This is a genomic window from Micromonospora sp. NPDC005686 (assembly GCF_042871665.1).
GTDB lineage: Bacteria > Actinomycetota > Actinomycetes > Mycobacteriales > Micromonosporaceae > Micromonospora.
Genome location: NZ_JBIAIY010000021.1, coordinates 1 through 17,503 on the forward strand (window position 1 = coordinate 1; position 17,503 = coordinate 17,503).

General features: G+C 72.6%; 15 protein-coding genes, 2 tRNA genes and 1 pseudogene. 6 read left to right on the plus strand and 12 right to left on the minus strand.

All coding sequences use genetic code 11. The annotated features are described in order from the left end of the window. Positions 1–549 precede the first annotated feature (549 nt). Positions 550–771 (plus strand): hypothetical protein, encoded by a 222-nt coding sequence (locus ACFYON_RS28675; protein ID WP_354870820.1) that lies wholly within the window; start codon positions 550–552, stop codon positions 769–771. Between the two features lie 5 nt (positions 772–776). Here the strand turns inward: ACFYON_RS28675 and ACFYON_RS28680 are convergent, their stop codons facing one another. Further along, complete coding sequence (locus ACFYON_RS28680; RefSeq protein WP_354870823.1) at positions 777–1,574, minus strand: carbon-nitrogen hydrolase family protein; 798 nt, start codon at positions 1,572–1,574, stop codon at positions 777–779. Positions 1,575–1,613: 39 nt separating this feature from the next. Beyond that, a complete protein-coding gene (locus ACFYON_RS28685) occupies positions 1,614–2,447 on the minus strand; it encodes an EamA family transporter (RefSeq protein WP_354870825.1) in 834 nt (277 codons plus the stop codon). 41 nt (positions 2,448–2,488) lie between these two features. Here ACFYON_RS28685 and ACFYON_RS28690 point away from each other — a divergent pair, with 41 nt between their 5' ends. Continuing rightward, positions 2,489–3,112, plus strand: a complete 624-nt coding sequence (locus ACFYON_RS28690) for an XRE family transcriptional regulator (protein WP_354870828.1) — start codon at positions 2,489–2,491, stop codon at positions 3,110–3,112. Positions 3,113–3,135: 23 nt separating this feature from the next. Here ACFYON_RS28690 and clpX read toward each other — a convergent pair whose 3' ends face one another. The 5 genes from clpX to ACFYON_RS28715 all read right to left on the minus strand — a co-directional run bounded on the left by clpX (position 3,136) and on the right by ACFYON_RS28715 (position 7,717). Continuing rightward, positions 3,136–4,428: an ATP-dependent Clp protease ATP-binding subunit ClpX gene (gene clpX, locus ACFYON_RS28695; protein WP_354870831.1), complete on the minus strand. Its 1,293-nt coding sequence runs from the start codon at positions 4,426–4,428 to the stop codon at positions 3,136–3,138. Positions 4,429–4,655: 227 nt separating this feature from the next. Continuing rightward, the gene (locus tag ACFYON_RS28700; protein ID WP_013288034.1) at positions 4,656–5,318 is read right to left on the minus strand and encodes an ATP-dependent Clp protease proteolytic subunit; all 663 of its coding nucleotides are present in this window, start codon (positions 5,316–5,318) and stop codon (positions 4,656–4,658) included. Positions 5,319–5,332: 14 nt separating this feature from the next. Beyond that, positions 5,333–5,974, minus strand: coding sequence for an ATP-dependent Clp protease proteolytic subunit (locus ACFYON_RS28705; protein WP_013288035.1), 642 nt, complete (start codon positions 5,972–5,974; stop codon positions 5,333–5,335). Positions 5,975–6,149: 175 nt separating this feature from the next. Then, a complete protein-coding gene (tig, locus tag ACFYON_RS28710) occupies positions 6,150–7,496 on the minus strand; it encodes a trigger factor (protein ID WP_354870835.1) in 1,347 nt (448 codons plus the stop codon). 147 nt (positions 7,497–7,643) lie between these two features. Beyond that, positions 7,644–7,717, minus strand: a tRNA-Pro gene (locus tag ACFYON_RS28715). A 150-nt stretch (positions 7,718–7,867) separates the two neighbouring features. Between ACFYON_RS28715 and ACFYON_RS28720 the strand changes: the two genes are divergently transcribed. Then, a tRNA-Gly gene (locus ACFYON_RS28720) sits at positions 7,868–7,941 on the plus strand. Between the two features lie 344 nt (positions 7,942–8,285). Here ACFYON_RS28720 and ACFYON_RS28725 read toward each other — a convergent pair. From ACFYON_RS28725 to ACFYON_RS28740, 4 genes are all read right to left on the minus strand, one after another. After that, positions 8,286–9,056, minus strand: coding sequence for a hypothetical protein (locus tag ACFYON_RS28725; RefSeq protein ID WP_354870838.1), 771 nt, complete (start codon positions 9,054–9,056; stop codon positions 8,286–8,288). 93 nt (positions 9,057–9,149) lie between these two features. After that, entirely contained in the window at positions 9,150–9,575 is a 426-nt protein-coding gene (locus ACFYON_RS28730) for a nucleoside deaminase (RefSeq protein ID WP_354870840.1), read from the minus strand. 37 nt (positions 9,576–9,612) lie between these two features. Beyond that, a complete protein-coding gene (locus tag ACFYON_RS28735; protein WP_354870842.1) occupies positions 9,613–10,644 on the minus strand; it encodes a hypothetical protein in 1,032 nt (343 codons plus the stop codon). 29 nt (positions 10,645–10,673) lie between these two features. After that, positions 10,674–11,321 carry an MOSC domain-containing protein gene (locus tag ACFYON_RS28740; RefSeq protein WP_354870845.1) on the minus strand — a complete coding sequence of 216 codons (648 nt, stop codon included), beginning with the start codon at positions 11,319–11,321 and terminating at the stop codon, positions 10,674–10,676. 128 nt (positions 11,322–11,449) lie between these two features. Here ACFYON_RS28740 and ACFYON_RS28745 point away from each other — a divergent pair, with 128 nt between their 5' ends. Further along, complete coding sequence (locus tag ACFYON_RS28745) at positions 11,450–14,332, plus strand: Hsp70 family protein (RefSeq protein ID WP_354870848.1); 2,883 nt, start codon at positions 11,450–11,452, stop codon at positions 14,330–14,332. A gap of 55 nt (positions 14,333–14,387) precedes the next feature. Here ACFYON_RS28745 and ACFYON_RS28750 read toward each other — a convergent pair. Then, positions 14,388–16,334: pseudogene (locus ACFYON_RS28750) on the minus strand (propionyl-CoA synthetase); the annotation flags it as partial. Between the two features lie 89 nt (positions 16,335–16,423). Between ACFYON_RS28750 and ACFYON_RS28755 the strand changes: the two are divergent. Next, the gene (locus tag ACFYON_RS28755) at positions 16,424–16,675 is read left to right on the plus strand and encodes a hypothetical protein (RefSeq protein WP_354870850.1); all 252 of its coding nucleotides are present in this window, start codon (positions 16,424–16,426) and stop codon (positions 16,673–16,675) included. 201 nt (positions 16,676–16,876) lie between these two features. Continuing rightward, positions 16,877–17,356 carry a hypothetical protein gene (locus tag ACFYON_RS28760; protein ID WP_354870852.1) on the plus strand — a complete coding sequence of 160 codons (480 nt, stop codon included), beginning with the start codon at positions 16,877–16,879 and terminating at the stop codon, positions 17,354–17,356. Positions 17,357–17,503: the final 147 nt, after the last annotated feature.

The window sequence follows — 17,503 nt, forward strand, 5'->3', positions numbered from 1 at the left end:
TATAAAACAATTGGCACTGGCTTTACAAGCACCCTGTTGAGTTCTCAAAGAACAACCACACACCAACCAGAAACCCCACCACCGTGGAGCACCCGCTTGGGGCAACCTCTCTAACTTACTCGGTCTTGCTTCCGTCGTCAACCTCGTGTCCGAGGTGATCAACTTGGCTCGACCAGGCCCACGCTGACGCTCGCCGTTTCCGGCGGTCGTTGCTCTCGTGGGTTTCGGCGGACCGGCCGGCGTCGCTCTCGCGATCACCCGCCCGGCTCCCTGCCGGCTTTTGAACTCTACCCGGTCGGCTTCGCGTTCGCAACTCCGTGTCCCGGAGCTACGTGCACCGCCCGAATCTCAGTCTGGTCGGCGTCGCCGCCACCAGCCTGGCGCCCGTTCTCGGCCGGTTTGCCCGGCCTCCCGCGTGCAGAGAGAAAGTTACGCGGACCCGCCCGGGAAGGCAAATCAATGATCGTCATTGGCCGCGCGCGACGGTTTCCGCGGCAACCCGCGGTCGAATGGGGTCGCCCGGAGCGGCGCCGTGCCAGAGTGGTCGGCATGGATGACCCGTCCCCGCTCCCAGCCGTCGCCGAGGATGCTCTGCTCGGGCTCCTGCTGCCGTTCTGGCAACTGGTTATCGGGGCCGTCGTGCTCGCCGTACTGGTGCTGTCGGTCAGACGCCTGGCCCGGCGCGGCCCTTCCCGGATGACCACCGCCCTGCTGGTCACGGCGGCGGCGATCGCCGGGATCGCCGCGCTGGGCCTGCTCCTGGGCGGCTGACCGGGTCAGAGCCGGCGGTTGGCCAGGCTGGGCAGCTCCGTGCGGATCGTGCGCAGCCGCTCCAGGTCCAACTCGGTGACCGCCAGCCCGGGACCGTCGGCGACCTGGCTGAGGACCGTCCCCCACGGGTCGACCACCATGCTGCGACCGAAACAGGTCCGGCCCGGGTCGTGGTCACCGGTCTGTCCTGCCGCCGCCACGAAGCACTGGTTCTCGATCGCCCGCGCCCGCAGCAGCACCTCCCAGTGGTCCCGCCCGGTGTGCGTCATGAACGCCGCCGGCACCACGAGCAGTTCGGCGCCGCCGTCGACCGCGAGCTGGCGGTACAACTCGGGAAACCGCAGGTCGTAACAGATGGACAGGCCCACCCGAAGGCCCTCGACGTCGACCACCACGGGCTTCTCGCCGGGTGCGACGGTTGCCGACTCCCGGTAGGAGACGCGACCGGGGATCTCCACGTCGTACAGATGGATCTTCCGATATGCGGCTGCGAGCGCGCCCTCGCGGTCGAAGACCAGGGAGGTGTTCCAGGTGTGCGCCGGGTCCGGACCGGCCTCGTGGAACGAGCCCGCGATCACCCACATGCCCAGCCGCCGAGCGGCCTCGGCGAAGAACCGCCCCACCGTGCCGTCGACCGGCTCGGCCGGTGGCATCCCGTCGGCGTGACCGAGGTAGTCGACGTACTCCGGAAGGAGGGCGAGGTCCGCGCCGGCCGCCGCGGCCCTGACCAGCAGGGCCTCGGCGGCGGCGAGGTTCGCCGCCCGGTCGTCGCGGGCGTTGAGCTGGCAGACGGCGACACGCATGACCTGAGGGTACGGGCGGAAGCAGGCGTACGACAGGGCTCAGACGCTGGACAGCACAAGCGCGGCGGCGGCGAAGCCGAGCCCGGCCAGTTGCACGGGCCGCAGCCGTTCCCGGTCGACGACGAACGCGAGCAGGACGGTGCTCACCGGGTAGAGCGAGGCGATGGCGGACACCACGCTCAGATGGCCCCGTCCCGCGGCGGCGAGGAAGAACGCGTTGGCGGCCGAGTCGACCAGGCCGGCGGCCACTGTCCAGCCGAACACCCACCGCCCCATGCGCAGGCGCGTACCGGTGCGGGCGGCGAGCGCGAGGCCGAAGGTCACGGAGCTGACGCGTATCGCGAGCACCGGCCACATGCCGGCGCGCTCGTCGGCCTGGCCGAGCAGCGCGAAGAAAACTCCGAAGAGCAGCCCCGCGGCGAGGGCCATGGTCAGGACGCGGCCGGAGACGCGGCGCGCGGCGCCTCGCTCCCCCATGCTGACGAGCCCGATGGCGACCACGGCGAGCGCGGCGCCGCCGAGCGCGACAGCACCCGGGGAGTGGGCGAGGGCCAAGCCGGCGACGATCGGCACGATCGCCGCGGTGATCGCGGTGACCGGCGCGACGACGGCCATGACGCCGGTGGCCAGTGCGCGGTAGAGCAGTATGACGCCGCCCGCGCCGGCTATGCCGGCGAGCAGGCCCCACCCCAGGTCCAGCGGGCTCGGGGTGCCGGGCACGACGAGAGCGAGCACCACCAGCAGTGGGAGACTGAGGATCTGCGACACGACGGTGACGGCGATCGGGTCGGCTCGTTGGGACGCCTTGCCGCCGCAGAAGTCGGCGGTGCCGAAGGCGAGCGCCGAGACGGCGGCGAAGACAATGGGAAGCACCCGGAAGTCGTACCACAATAGTGACCGTGAAGGACAGTGTGATGACCGAAGCGAGCGGACGGGTGGGCGCGGTGACCTCCGCGGTCGCCCGCCAGGTACGCGAGTTGCGAGCCGCCCGCGGCTGGTCCTTCGAGGAACTGGCCGGCCGGTCCGGCGTCAGCAAGGGCATGCTCGTGCAGATCGAGGGCGCCCGCACCAACCCGAGCATCGGCACGCTCTGCCGGGTCGCCGACGCGTTCGGCGTCAGCATCGCCCGGCTGTTGGAGCCGGCCGAACAGAGCACCGCACGGGTCAGCGCGGCGGACGAGGCGCCGGTGCTGTGGCGCGGCCCCAACGGTGGAGTCGCCCGCCTGCTCAGTGGCCTCGGCGAGCCCGACCTGGTCGAGCTGTGGGAGTGGCGGATCGAGCCCGGCGAGGAGCTGCGCTCCTCCGACCACGCCCACGGCACCCGGGAGATCCTGCACGTGCTCGACGGCGCCGCGACCGTCACGGTCGACGGCGTCGACCACGAGGTACGCGCCGGCGAGACGGTCGAGTTCCACGCCGACCGGGAACACGGCTACCGCACGGCCGGAGACGAACCGGTGCGCCTGATGATGGTGGTGGTGACCCCGTCGGGCGAGTGGGATCGGCGGACCCGTTCACGCGGACCGCGCCCGAGCTGACCCGGGCGCGGTCGCGGCGGCGGTCAGGCCGACTTCTCCTCGCGGTCCCGCCGACGTCGGCCGGTGAACTCGCGGGGCACGATCGTCGGGTTGACGTTCTCCAGGACGACCTCGCGGGTGATCAGCACCCGGGCGGCGTCAGGGTTGCTCGGCACCTCGTACATCACGGAGAGGAGGACCTCTTCCAAGATCGCCCGCAGGCCACGGGCGCCGGTGCCGCGGAGCATGGCCTGGTCGGCGATGGCCTCCAGCGCGGGCGGCTCGAACTCCAGCTCGACGCCGTCCAGCTCGAACAGGCGCTGGTACTGCCGGACCAGCGCGTTGCGCGGCTCGGTGAGGATGCGTACCAGGGCGCTGCGGTCGAGGCTGCGCACGTTGGTGATCACCGGCAGCCGGCCGATGAACTCGGGGATCAGCCCGAACTTCAGCATGTCCTCCGGCATGACCTGGCTGAAGATGTCGTCTGTCGACCGCTCGGAGACCGACCGGAGCCGGGCGCCGAAGCCGGTGCCGCCGGAGCCGGTGCGGGACTCGATGATCTGATCCAGCCCGGCGAACGCGCCACCGCAGATGAACAGCACGTTCGTGGTGTCGATCTGGATGAACTCCTGGTGCGGGTGTTTGCGCCCGCCCTGCGGGGGCACGTTTGCCACAGTGCCTTCGAGCATCTTCAGCAGCGCCTGCTGCACGCCCTCGCCGGAGACGTCCCGGGTGATCGACGGGTTCTCCGACTTGCGAGCGATCTTGTCGACCTCGTCGATGTAGATGATGCCCGTCTCGGCGCGCTTGATGTCGTAGTCGGCGGCCTGGATGAGCTTCAGCAGGATGTTCTCGACGTCCTCACCGACGTAGCCCGCCTCGGTGAGCGCGGTGGCGTCGGCGATCGCGAACGGGACGTTCAACATCCGGGCGAGCGTCTGCGCCAGGTGGGTCTTGCCGCAGCCGGTCGGGCCGAGCAGCAGGATGTTGGACTTGGCCAGCTCCACACCGTCGATGCCGGAGCCCGGGGCGCCCGCGGCCTCCGCCTGGATCCGCTTGTAGTGGTTGTAGACCGCTACGGCGAGCGCCTTCTTGGCCTGCTCCTGACCGACGACGTAGTTGTCGAGGAACTGGCAGATCTCCATCGGCTTGGGAAGCTCTTCCCACTTCACCTCGCCGGACTCGGCCAGCTCCTCTTCGATGATCTCGTTGCAGAGATCGATGCACTCGTCGCAGATGTAGACACCGGGCCCCGCGATGAGCTTCTTGACCTGCTTCTGCGACTTGCCGCAGAACGAGCATTTCAGTAGGTCGCCGCCGTCACCGATCCGTGCCACCTACGTTCTCCCTGCACTCGTCGGCCGGAACGCCGGCCCTGACCTGCGAGCGCCGGAGCGCCCGTCCGTCCTGTCGTCCCACCATGCTGTGGGGCCCACCCGATCCGACCAGCGGAGCGGTACAGACCCGACGTTACCCGCTGGCCGGGTTTTCTCCGACCCCCAAAACGGGTGTGTCAGAGGTCGACCGGGAACGATACCCCGATCGACCTCCGACCACACGCTGATCAGCCCGCGGCGTGCGACGCCAGCAGACCCTTCTTGCGGCTGGTCAGAATCGTGTCGACCAGCCCGTACTCCTTGGACTCCTCGGCCGTCATGATCTTGTCACGGTCGATGTCCTTGCGGACCTGCTCGATCGGGCGGTTGCAGTGGCGGGACAGCATGTCCTCCAGCTGCGTCCGCATCCGCAGGATCTCCCGCGCCTGGATCTCGATGTCCGAGCCCTGGCCGTAGCCGCCCTCGGTGGCCGGCTGGTGGATGATGATCCGGGAGTTGGGCAGCGCCATCCGCTTACCCGGCGTGCCCGCGGAGAGCAGCACCGCCGCCGCGCTCGCCGCCTGCCCGAGGCAGACGGTCTGGATGTCGGGGCGGACGTACTGCATGGTGTCGTAGATCGCCGTCATGGCGGTGAAGGAGCCACCGGGCGAGTTGATGTACATGATGATGTCGCGGTCCGGGTCGGTGCCCTCCAGCGTCAGCAGCTGGGCCATCACGTCGTTCGCCGACGCGTCGTCCACCTGGACGCCGAGGAAGATGATCCGGTCCTCGAAGAGCTTGTTGTACGGGTTCGACTCCTTCATCCCGTACGACGTGCGCTCGACGAACGACGGCAGGACGTAGCGGTTGTGCACGGCCGCGAACTGGGGCGGCAGGCTCAGGTCGGTCATCGTCAGCTCCTCGATCAGCTCAGGGTCCCGGCGCCATCCGGAACCTGCGCGGCCCCGATGATCACCTTGTCGATGAAGCCGTAGTCCATGGCCTCCTGGGCGGTGAACCAACGGTCACGGTCCGAGTCCGCCTCGATCTGCGCCTGGGACTGGCCGGTGTGGAACGCGACCCGCTCCTGGAACATCCGCTTGGTGTAGAGCATCTGCTCGGCCTGGATCGCGATGTCCGACGCGGTGCCGCCGAGGCCGCCCGACGGCTGGTGCATCATGATCCGCGCGTGCGGCAGGGCGTACCGCTTGCCCTTGGTGCCCGCACAGAGCAGGAGCTGGCCCATGGAGGCCGCCATGCCCATCGCCACGGTCGAGACGTCGTTGTCGATGTACTGCATGGTGTCGTAGATCGCCATGCCGGAGTAGACCGAGCCACCCGGCGAGTTGATCCAGAGGAAGATGTCGCGGTCCGGGTCCTCCGCGGCGAGCAGCAGGAGCTGCGCGCAGATGCGGTTGGCCACCTGGTCGTTCACCTCACTGCCCAGGAAGATGATCCGTTCCTTGAGCAACCGGTTGTAGACCGAGTCGTCGAGGTTGCCAATGGAGTCGCCACCGCGGGCCTCGTTCACCCGGAGCGACTTCTTGGGGATGTGCATGTCGGTCATGGCAGCCCTTCGCTCTCCGTACCGTCCTACCCGACACTAACCGCTCAGCCGGGGGGCGTACTCCCGGTCGGGGCACTGTTCGCTCTCAGCGCAGTCACCCGCACGGCGTACCCCGGAAAGGGTTTCGGCCGCCTCCCGGCGCGCAGCGCGGGACGGCGGCCGACACCCCCGATGATCAGTGCTGGTGGTCGTGCTCGGCCTCGTTCTGGGCCCGCAGAGCGTCGAGGGAGACCTCGTTGCCCGCCGAGTCCTTGATCTTGATCTTCTCCATCACCGCGGCGAGCGCCTTGCCCCGGCGGACGTCGCCGAAGACGGCCGCGGCGGCGCCGGAGCGGACCAGCTGGTCGTAGTACTGCTGCGGGGCCATGCCGGCGCGCTGCGCGCGGTGCACGATCTCGTGACCGAACTCGTCGTCGGAGACCTGCACGTCCTCGGCGTCGGCCAGGGTGTCCAGCAGGAGCTGGATCTTGACGCCGTCGGTGGCCGCCTCGGTCAGCTCCGTGTCGATCTGCTCCTCGGTCTTCTCCTCCGCCGCGAGGTATTCCTCCAGGGAGGCGCCGATGCGCTCGAGCTGGTCGACCATCGCGGCCTTGCGGCTCTCGACCTCCTCCTTGACGACGCCCTCGGGCGCCGGCACCTCGGCGGCGGCCACCATCTGCTCCAGGGCCTTGTCGCGGGCGGCGTAGATCTGCTCGACCTGCTTGCCCCGGGCGACCCGCTCCCGCAGGTCGCCGCGCAGCTCGTCGATCGTGTCGAACTCGCTGGCCATCTGCGCGAAGTCGTCGTTGAGCTCGGGCAGCTCCTTCTCCTTGACCGTGCGGACGGTCACCGCCACGTCGGCGTCACGGCCGGCGTAGTCGCCGCCGACGAGCTGCGTGGTGAAGGTGGTGCTGTCGCCGGCGGCCAGGCCGACCAGCGCCTCGTCCAGGCCCGGCAGGAGCTGCTTGCTGCCCACCTCGTGCGAGATGTTGCTCGCCGAACCGCCCGGGACCTCCTCGCCGTCGACCGTGGCGTTCAGGTCGATCTGCACGAAGTCGCCCTCCTGGGCGGCCCGCTCGACGGTCTTCAGCGTGGCGAACCGCTCGCGCAGGCTGTTGATCTGCTCGTCGATCTCGCTGTCGGCGATCTCGATCTCGTCCACGGTCACCTCGATGGTGGCCGGGTCCGGCAGGGTGATCTCCGGACGGACGTCCACCTCGGCGGTGAAGTTGAGCGTGTCACCGTCGTTGAACTCGGTGATGTCGACCTCGGGACGGCCCAGCGTCTTGAGGTCGTGCTCCCGGACCGCGGCGAGGATGTTCTGCGGGATCGCCTCCTGGATCGCCTCGTTGAGGACGGTTCCCCGGCCCACCCGCTGGTCGATCACCGCGCTGGGAACCTTGCCCCGGCGGAAGCCGGGAACCTGGACCTGCTGGCCGATCTCCCGGTACGCCTTCTTGAGGCTCGGCTCGAGCTCGACGAACGGCACCTCGATGGCGAGCCGCACGCGCGTCGGGCTCAGAGTCTCGACGGTGCTCTTCACAGGCGTACTCCTTGACGGATCTGGGTGTTGGTTCTGGGGCGTGATTGCGCGCATCGAGTGTAGGCGAGCCGGCCGACGGCATCGGCAGGGCCCGGGCACCGCGCGGAAAACCGGCGGTTCCCGGGATGATCCGGTCGCGAACGACAGTCGGGGTGGCGGGATTTGAACCCACGGCCCCTCGCTCCCAAAGCGAGTGCGCTACCAAGCTGCGCCACACCCCGTGGCGACGAAGAGTGTATGCCGTCCGACCCCCCGCGCGGGTGACCGGGGCGCGGGGTACGCGGTGTGGCGGCTCACCCGGGGGTACGCGCTGCGCGGCGTCCGCCACGATTAGGTACGCTGTCGGCGCGTCCCACGATGGTGGGGCGCGCGCGGGCGTAGCTCAATGGTAGAGCTTCAGTCTTCCAAACTGACTACGCGGGTTCGATTCCCGTCGCCCGCTCCACCGGCCTCCGACCCCTCCCAGGCCGCATCCCCGATCCTGGGCTGAGCACACTCCCGGCTTCCCACGTGGCATTCAGGGTGATTGATACAATCCGTGCCCGTGGAGAAGCGCTACGGGGTTGAGCACCATGCGGTGACGAACTCGGGGCCGGTAGGCGACCAGGAGGAGTGCGCTGACGCCTACCACCAGCTCTACGACGGTCCCACCGGCGACGACGCGCCCCATCTCGGCGACCACGCCGAGCGGGCTGCCCTGCGCAAGGAAGGTGAGCGGTTGTTCATCGAGAGCTGCGTGAACGGCAGGCCGGCCCCGGTTTCCCACGTGGTTGACCGGCCGGCCACCGATCAGCCGGCAGCGGTGGTCGCGACCGACTCGGCGGCGGGCACAGCCGGACGCCGTCGCCTCGCGAGGACGGCCACGCCGATCAGAAGGAGCACGAGCGAGAGCGGCACCAGCACGGGAGCGAGCGCCCGCCAGACGGGCCACACCGGCTCGGCGAGCCCGTTCGCGGCCAGGTCCATCCAGGTGAGGGCGGCGCCCGGGAACAGGGCGACGATCACCGGCGTGCCGACGAGCAGGGGGACGGGCCAACGACGCCGCGCCACCTCCCGGAACAGTGCCGCACCCCCGACCGCGCCCAGCAGGGTGCCGATGATCGTGGCGGCGGCGAACCCGCCGGGGGCGGACGGCTCGATGCGCAGCCTCGACCCGTACGCCCGATGGGTGAGCGTGGCCGTGAGCCCGTCCCGCTCGGCGCGCCAGCCGTCGCACGGGGAACCCGGCACCCGGCGGAGTTCCCGCCATCCGCGCGTCTCGGCGGCGCCTCGCATCCGCTCCGACAGCGCGCAGTCGGCGTCGTCGCCGTACTGAAACTCGACCCGGCTCCCGCCGACCTCGTCGGCGGCCAGGAAGACGCCGTACCGGTAGCCGCGCACGTCCATCGAGCCGATCGGCTCGGCACCGGGAAGCAGTTCCCCGGCCGCGCTCCGAGCCGTGTCGGAGCTGACCGCCATGGCGTCCCGGCCGCCGTACCAGGACCCGGCGGCCAGGCCGGCCGTGCCGAACAGCACGGCGCCGAGCAGCACCATCGCGACGTACCCCAGCCGACGCCTCACCGGCCCACCCCCTGACGCAGTGCGGCACAGCGTAGCCATCGCGCGCCATCGCCGGCGCCCTGTGGCGAGGGCCGACGCGGGCCCGGCGGCGTCCTAGTAGTGGTCCTCGATCGGCCGACGTGCCTCGTCGAACAGCGCCGGCCCGTCGTACCGCACCGGGCGCCGTGCCGGAGCGGCCGGCTTGACCTGATCGAACTGCTCGGCGGAGAGGGCGTACACGACCCGGCCGAGGCCGGACGCCTCGATCGCGACCGTGCACATCGGGCAGGGCTGGCAGCTGGTGTACATGGTGGCGGCGACTGCGGCCTCGGGGGCGAGCTGCCGGGCGGCCCAGCGGGCGAGCTTCAGCTCAGGATGCGCGGTGACGTCGTTGTCGGAGACCACCGTGTTGTGGTCCTCGATCAGGACGGTGCCGTCGGCGCCGACGAGCAGCGACCCGAACGGGCGTTCGCCGGACGCGCCAGCCCGGTCGGCGAGGTCCACGGCTCGGCGCAGGAACGCCTCGTCGTCGGGTGTCATCAGCCCTCCAGGTGTCGGCGGTACCGAGCCGAGGCCGTCAGTCGGCGGCGATCTGCTCGACGGATCGGGCGGCGACGGCGAGCAGGGCCGGGTCGCCGCTGCGGGCGTACGCGTCACTCACCGTGTCCGTGAATTTGATCGCGTGCGCGTCCCCGGTGTCCAGCGCCCGCGCCATGACCTCGCCGAGTTCCGGCCCGCCGGCAGGCGGGAGGGAACGGGACCCGGCCGGGGCGTAGGCGGCGGTGACGGCTGCGGTAGCCGCCCAGGCGGCGGCCAGGCTCGGGTGCCACAGCGCGGGCGACAGCGCCGGCAGGGTACGCAGGACGGCGTTCGGCGCGGTCGCCGCGTGCACGAGCATGACCGGACTGGCGTACCCGTGCGTGCCGTGCCGGAGCACGGCGGCGTCGACGACCGCCGCGAGCCGGGTGGGCACGTCGTCGGCTGCGTCGCCGGGCACCGCCGCCGCCACCGCCGGCCATCGACCCAGGCCGGCCAACTGCGCCAGGCGGGAGCGGATGCCGAACCGCTGATCGGGTACGCGGGGCACGGCGTCGAGCGCGGACCGGGCGTCGGTTCCGGGGTACGGCCCGGCGCCGGGCCGAGCGAGCGGCTGCCAGCGGGCGGCCCAGTAGGCGAGCCCCTGGCCGAGCTCGGCGACGCGCGGTGCGGTCTCGGCGTCGAGCAGGGCGCGTACGGCGTGGCCGACCCGGATGACGCCGTGGGTGGCCCCGGCGGCGATGCCGGGTAGCAGGCGCGGCCACCAGCGGGCCAGCACGTCCCGCCACGGGTCGCCGGCCAGCTCGCTGTCGAAGAGGTCGAGCCAGTCGCCGGTACGCACCGGGTCGCCGAGCGGGTCGCGCCACTCGTCGGCGGCGATGCGCCGGATGCCGCGCGGGCGTTCCTCCAGCTTGTCGGAGTACGTGTCGATCCAGCGGTGCACGGCCCGCTCGTGGCCGTGGCGCACCAGCGCCTCCGCCGCCATCGGCACGTGGTTGGACAGCCACCCGTCCCGCTCGGGACCGGTGTGGCGGACGCGCTCGTAGGCCTCGTCGAGAACGGAGTTCAGCACGCCGGGAATCGTCCGGCCTCAAGCGCGGTTCAGGTCAAGCGGCGTCGGATCCGCGTCATGTCCTCCTCGGGCAGCGCGTCGGCCACCAGCAGCCGGGGCAGCAGCTCCGACTCCAGCGTGATGGCCCGGAACACGAGCGCCACGGTCACGTCGTGGCCGGGCCGGTGCACGACCTCGACCGGGTCGCCGGCCCCGACGCTGCCCGGCGTGATCACCCGCAGGTACGCCCCGGGCCGTACCGCCTCGGTGAACCGCTTGATCCAGCCCTGCTCGCCCAGCCACCCCTGGAACGTGCCGCAGGGGATGCGCGGGCAGGAGACCTCCAGCACCAGGTCGGGCCCGATCCGCCACCGCTCGCCGATCAGCGCGCCGTTGACGTCCAGGCCGCTGGTGGTCAGGTTCTCCCCGAAGCTGCCGTCGGCGAGCGGGCGGCCCAGCTCGGCCTCCCAGTGGTCGAGGTCCTCCCGGGCGTACGCGTAGACGGCCTGGTCGGCGCCGCCGTGGTGGGCGAGGTCGTAGACCCGGTCGCCGGCGAGCCCGACCGCGCCGGTGCCCTTGGGGCCGGGCGCGGTGACCGGGACGCGACCGTCCACGGGTCGCTTGTCGATGCCGGTGGTCCCGGTCTCCTTCCACGGATTCGGTTGCGGTCGGCCCACGTTGACGGAGATCACCTTCATGACCGCGACGGTATGCGGCCACGGCCCCACCGGCCACCCCATTGCGCCGGGCCGGGTGGGCAGCGGGGCAGCGTGGGCTGCGTACGATGCGGGCCGGACAACCCCTCGTCGGGTGGAGGTAGCCACGGATGTCAGGCCAGCAGGACGGTTTCGCCCTCGGCGTGGACCTCGGCACCTCGAACACCGTGGCGGTGCTGCGCTGGCCGGACGGGCGCACCCGGCCGGTGCTGGTCGACGGGCACCCGATCCTGCCCTCCGGCGTGTACGCCGACGCGGACGGTCACCTGCACGTCGGGCGGGACGCGCAACGCCTGGCCCAGGCCGACCCGGCCGGCTACGAGCCGAACCCGAAGCGCCGGGTCGACGAGGAGAGCGTGGAGCTGGGCGGGCGGGCGTACCGGCCGGCGGAGCTGCTGGCCGCGACGCTGCGCACGGTCGCGGACGCGGCGGTGGCGGCGGTCGGGATGCTGCCCCCGGCGGTGGTCACGCACCCGGCGGCCTGGACGCCGGCCCGCCGTCAGGTGCTGCACGACGCGCTGGAGCTGGCCGGCTGGCCGGCGGCGGCCGAGCACACGCTCGCCGGGCCGATCGCGCCCGGCACCCGCCTGCTGCGCGAGCCGGTGGCCGCGGCCCGTTACTTCACGCAGGTGCTGCGCCGCCCGGTGCCGGTGGGCGGTTCGGTGGCGGTGTTCGACTTCGGCGGCGGCACGCTCGACGTGGCGGTGCTGCGCAACGAGGGCGCCGACCCGTGGGGCGACTCCGGTTTCCACCTGATCGCCACCGGCGGGATCCCCGACCTCGGCGGTCTCGACCTGGACGCGGCCTTGCTCGGACGGCTCGGGGAGCTGGTGGGCCCGGACCATCCGCGCGAGTGGGCCCGGCTGACCGATCCGACGACCACCGCCGAGCGGCGGGACCGCCAGCAGCTCTGGGAGAACGTGCGCGGCACCAAGGAGATGCTGTCGCGGGCCATGGTGGCGCCGGTGGCCGTACCGGGGGTGGAGGCGGCGGTGCCGCTGACCCGGGAGGAGTTCGAACGCCTGGCCGCGCCGCTGCTCGCCCGGGCGGTGACCGAGACCCGGGAGGTGACCGCCGCCGCCGGGCTGCGCCCGGAGCAGCTCAGCGGCCTGTTCCTGGTCGGCGGGTCGACAAGGGTGCCGCTCGTGGCCCGGCTGCTGCACGCCGAGCTGGGTATCGCGCCGACGGTGCTGGAACAGCCGGAGATGCCGGTCGCCGAGGGCGCGCTCACCGACCTGCCGCTGCACCGCCGGCCCGGCCGGCCCGCCGTGCCGGCCCAGCTCGCGCCCACGCACCCCGGATCGACCCGGCCCGCGCCGCCCGCGGGCGACGCGCCGGCCCTCGGCACGACGAGCGCGGCCACCGTCGCCGCCGGTGCGACGAGGGCGAACCCGACCGCGCCCCTCGGCGGGCCGGACGCGGCGTCGGCCGGACCGCACGGCACGCTGGTCGCCGACGGCGCCGTCCCGCAGACACCCTTCACGAGGTACGACGGCGCACCGGCCGCCCACGGTCCGGTTCCGCCCCACCCCGCCGCGGGATACGGCGTACCCGGGCCGTCCGCTCCTCCGTCCGGCGGCGGCTGGCAGCCCGGCGTACCCGGAACGCCCTTCGCCCCCGCGCCGAACGCCGTCCGGCCCGGCGGCGGCCCGCCACGGCGCGGCCGGTGGATCGCGCTCGGCGCGGGCCTCGTGGTGGTCGCCGTGGCGGCGTCGGTGCTGCTCTGGGTGTTCCGGGACCGGCACCCGGCGCTGGACTTCCACACCGCGGACCTGGTGAGGACGGTGGCCGCCGGCGACACCCGGCCGGATCAGATGTTCACCGCGACGCTCGAGGACCGCGCCTACCTGGCCCGTTCACTGCCCGACGGCCATCTCCACGTGACAGCCGTCGAGGCGTCGACCGGCAAGGCGGTCTGGGAGAGGCGGACGGACGCGACCGCGCAGCGGTGGGCCGGGGTCCGGGCGCTGCCCGAAGGTCTGCTCGTCCTCGGCGACGACACCGGCAGCGGACCGCGCGTGCTCGCGGTGCTCGACGGCGGTTCCGGCAAGCAGCGCTGGCGGACCGACGTCGACCGCGACGACGCGCTGTACGTCGGGCCCGACACGATCGTCCGGCTGGACCGCACCGGCGAACGCCTGGTCGGGCTGCGGCTGGACAACGGCCGGCAGCGGTGGGAGCGGCCCAATCCGCGCACCGAGTACGGCGACGCGCGGACGAAGGTGGTACCGGTCGGCACCGGCGCGGCACTGGACGGGCCCGCAGACGCCGAGGGTGTGCCGCTCGCCCCGTGGGCGGGGAAGGCGGACCGGCTCGTGCAGGTCGGCGCAGACCGCTCGGTGCGGGTCCTAAACCTGCGCAGCGGGGAGATCCTCAAGGAGCGGGGCAACGTCGCCGGCCTCGACGATCCGATGGCCGCCCGCGACGACCGGCTGTACGTGGCGGAGAACCAGCGTGGCCTGCGGCTGCTCGCCTACGACCTGGGCGGTCTCGGCACGCCCACGGTGCTGTACGAGGCGCCCGAGCAGGGCGGCCGGGCGAAGGGTCTGGTCACCTGCGGCGAGCGTCGCGTGTGCCTGCTGGAGACGCCCGGCAGCGGCGCCGACGACACCCGCGTGGTGGCGGCGACCGAGGGTGAGGAAACCCGGCAGTGGGCGGCGCCGCGCGCCGAGTCGCTGGCCCCGGTCGGTGAGCACGTGCTGGCCGGGCGGGCCTCTCCGGACGCGGTGACGCTGTTCGCGCCGGACGGCACGGCGGTGCTGCGCGACCGGGACGGGGCCGCGGTCCGGCTGGACGCCGGCAACCTGCTGATCTTCTCCGAGGCCCCGAGCAGCTTCGAGGACGACCGCGTCCTCGCCGGGATGGCGGTGGACGGCAAACCGGTCGAGATGGGGCTGCTGAAGCAGATCCGCAGCGAGTCGTGCTCGTGGAACGCCGAGATGCTGGTGTGCGGCGCGGAGAAGGAGTTCCGGCTGTACCGGTTCGCCGGCTGATCGGAAGTGAGCGACTTCCCTGTGGCCGCCCGGTGCGTACCGGGCGGACGGGCGGTCAGTCCGCGGTGCCGAGGTCGCGGAAGACGGCGAGCGCGCCCGGGTCGTCGATCGTCGCCGGCACCGGCTCGTCCCGCCCCTCCACCAGGCCGCGCATCGTGCGCCGCAGGATCTTCCCGGAGCGGGTCTTCGGCAGCGCGGGCACCACTGTCACCCGGCGGAACGCGGCCACCGGGCCGATCCGCTGCCGGACCAGCGCGACCAGCTCGGCGGTGAGCGCGTCCGGGTCCACGTCGGCGCCGGCCTTGAGCACCACGTACCCGCTGGGCACCTGCCCCTTGAGCGCGTCGGCCACGCCGATCACCGCACACTCGGCCACCGCCGGGTGCGTCGCCAGGACCTCCTCCATCGCGCCGGTGGACAGCCGGTGCCCGGCCACGTTGATGACGTCGTCGGTGCGGCCCATCACGTACAGGTAGCCGTCCTCGTCGAACCGGCCGCCGTCGCCGGTCAGGTAGTGGCCGGGGAACGTGGACAGGTAGGAGCGGACGAACCGCTCGTCGTCGCCCCAGAGCGTGGGCAGGCAGCCGGGCGGCAGCGGCAGCCGGATCGCTATCGAGCCGTCGGTGCCCGGCGGCACGTCCCGGCCCGCGCCGTCGACCACGCGCACGTCGTAGCCGGGCACCGGCACCGACGGCGACCCGGGCTTGATCGGCAGCGGCTCCAGGCCGCGCGGGTTGGCCGCCACCGGCCAGCCGGTCTCCGTCTGCCACCAGTTGTCGACAACTGGTACGCCGAGCCGCTCCCCCGCCCAGGCCCAGGTGTCCGGGTCCAGCCGCTCACCGGCGAGGAAGAGGGTACGCAGCGCGCCCAGGTCGTACCGGGAGATGTGGCCGCCCTCCGGGTCCTGGCGGCGGATCGCCCGGATCGCTGTGGGCGCGGTGAACAGGGCGGTCACCCGGTGCTCGGCGGCGACCCGCCAGAACGCCCCGGCATCGGGGGTGCCGACCGGCTTTCCCTCGTAGAGCACAGTGGTCGCGCCGGTGAGCAGCGGCGCGTACACGATGTAGGAGTGGCCGACCACCCAGCCCACGTCGGAGGCGGCCCAGAAGACCTCGCCCGGCTCGATGCCGTAGACGTTGCGCATCGACCAGCGCAGCGCCACCGCGTGCCCGCCGTTGTCCCGCACCACGCCCTTGGGCCGGCCGGTGGTGCCGGAGGTGTAGAGGACGTAGAGCGGGTCGGTCGCGGCCACCGGCTCGCACGGCGCCGGTTCCGCGTCCGCCATCACCTCGGCCCAGGTGAGGTCGCGGCCGGGCACCAGCGGGGCCGGCTCCTGTGGGCGCTGCACCACCACGCAGCGCTCCGGCGCGTGCGTGGCCTCGTCGAGCGCGGCGGCCAGGATCGGGTGGTACGGCACCACCCGGTCGGCCTCGATCCCGCAGGAGGTGGCCACCACCACCTTCGGCCGCGCGTCGTCGATCCGGACGGCCAGTTCGTGCGCCGCGAAACCGCCGAAGACCACCGAGTGCACCGCGCCGATCCGGGCGCAGGCCAGCATGGCGACCACCGCCTCCGGGACCATCGCCAGGTAGAGCAGGACGCGGTCGCCCCGGCCGACGCCGAGGCGGCGCAGGGCACCGGCGAACCGGGCGGTCTCGGCGAGCAGTTCGGCGTACGTGAGGCTGCTGACAGTGCCGGTGACCGGGCTGTCGTGGATCAGCGCGGGCTGGTCGCCCCGGCCGGCGGCGACGTGCCGGTCCAGCGCGTTGTGGCAGGTGTTCAGCACCCCGTCGGGGAACCAGCGGTACAGCGGCGCCGCCGAGTCGTCCAGGATGCGGTCCGGCGGGATGACCCAGTCGATGTCGTTCGCCGCGTCCCGCCAGAAGCCGGCCGGGTCGGCGATGCTCCGCTCGTACGCTGATCGATACGCGCCCATGTCGCCATCCTGCTCCGCGGCGGCGGGCCGGCACGACGGCCGGCCGGATCCGGTGCGCCGGAAGCACGCCCCGGCTCGCCGAACGGCCGCGCACGGCGGCGGGTGGTAGTCCGCCCGGCCGTTTCCGGCGGGCCGGGCCGGGGTAGGGCGGGCACATGGAGACGAACACGAAGGCGTACCTGGTCGGCGGTCCCCGCGACGGCAGCAACCAGGACGCGGACGGAAAGGCCCTGGTGGAGATCGAGATCGACGGGATGATCCACCGCTACATCCGGACCACGAAGGCGCACGAGGACGGCGTGCTCTACAACTACGACGGCATGGTGGCGCCGGGTGGCGGCGAGCCGGGCGTCGAGGACCCGGCGGCCCGGGTCTCGTCGCCGAAGGCCGACGAGCAGCAGCGCTGACCGCTCAGCCCAACGGGCGACGGATGAAGCCCGTGTGGCGGGGTAAGGCAGCACGGTCCTGGTGGAGCGACGACCGGCGTCGCGGCGTACCGCGGCCGGACGCGGGCGGGCGGCACGAATGCCGCCCGCCCGCGCATTCCACTGACCGGCCCCCGCAAACCGAGTTTGATCAATGACGCGCATCGACTAGCGTGCCCAGGCGTGAAAACCAACCGGATCTTCCCGATCCTCCTGACCTGTGCCGTGCTGGGCCTCGCCGCGTGCGGCGACGAGGCGCCCACGACCACGGCCGGGCCGGCGGCCACCTCGGCCTCCGCCGTACCCTCCACGGCGGCGCCCTCGCCCTCGGCGGCCGCCATGAGCGACAAGGAACTCTGCACCGCCGCCGAAAAGATCAACAAAGAGATGCGGGCGAAGCTCATGACGGTCGTGCAGACGGGCGGCGACCTGACGAAGCAGACCGCCGAGATCCTGACCGAACTCGGTGACCGGGTGACCGAGCTGGCCGGGACCGCCGGGGCCGGCAAGGCGGCCACCGCCCTGAAGGAGTTCGGCGCGGAGGCCGGCAAGGCGGGCTCGGCCGCCGACCCGGGCACCGCCGCCGACAACCCCGCCATGGAGAAGGCCAGCAAGGACATCAACGCCGCCTGCAAGACCGCCGGCGCAGCGACCACCTTCTGACACCCGCACCCGGGTCGGGGGGGGGGGGGGGGGGGGGGGGGGGGGGGGGGCGCGGCGGCGCCCCCCCCCCCCCCCGCCGGGCCCCCCCCCCCCCCCGGGGGGGGGGGGGCGGGGCGGGGCGCCGCGGGGGGGGGGGGGGGGGGCGGC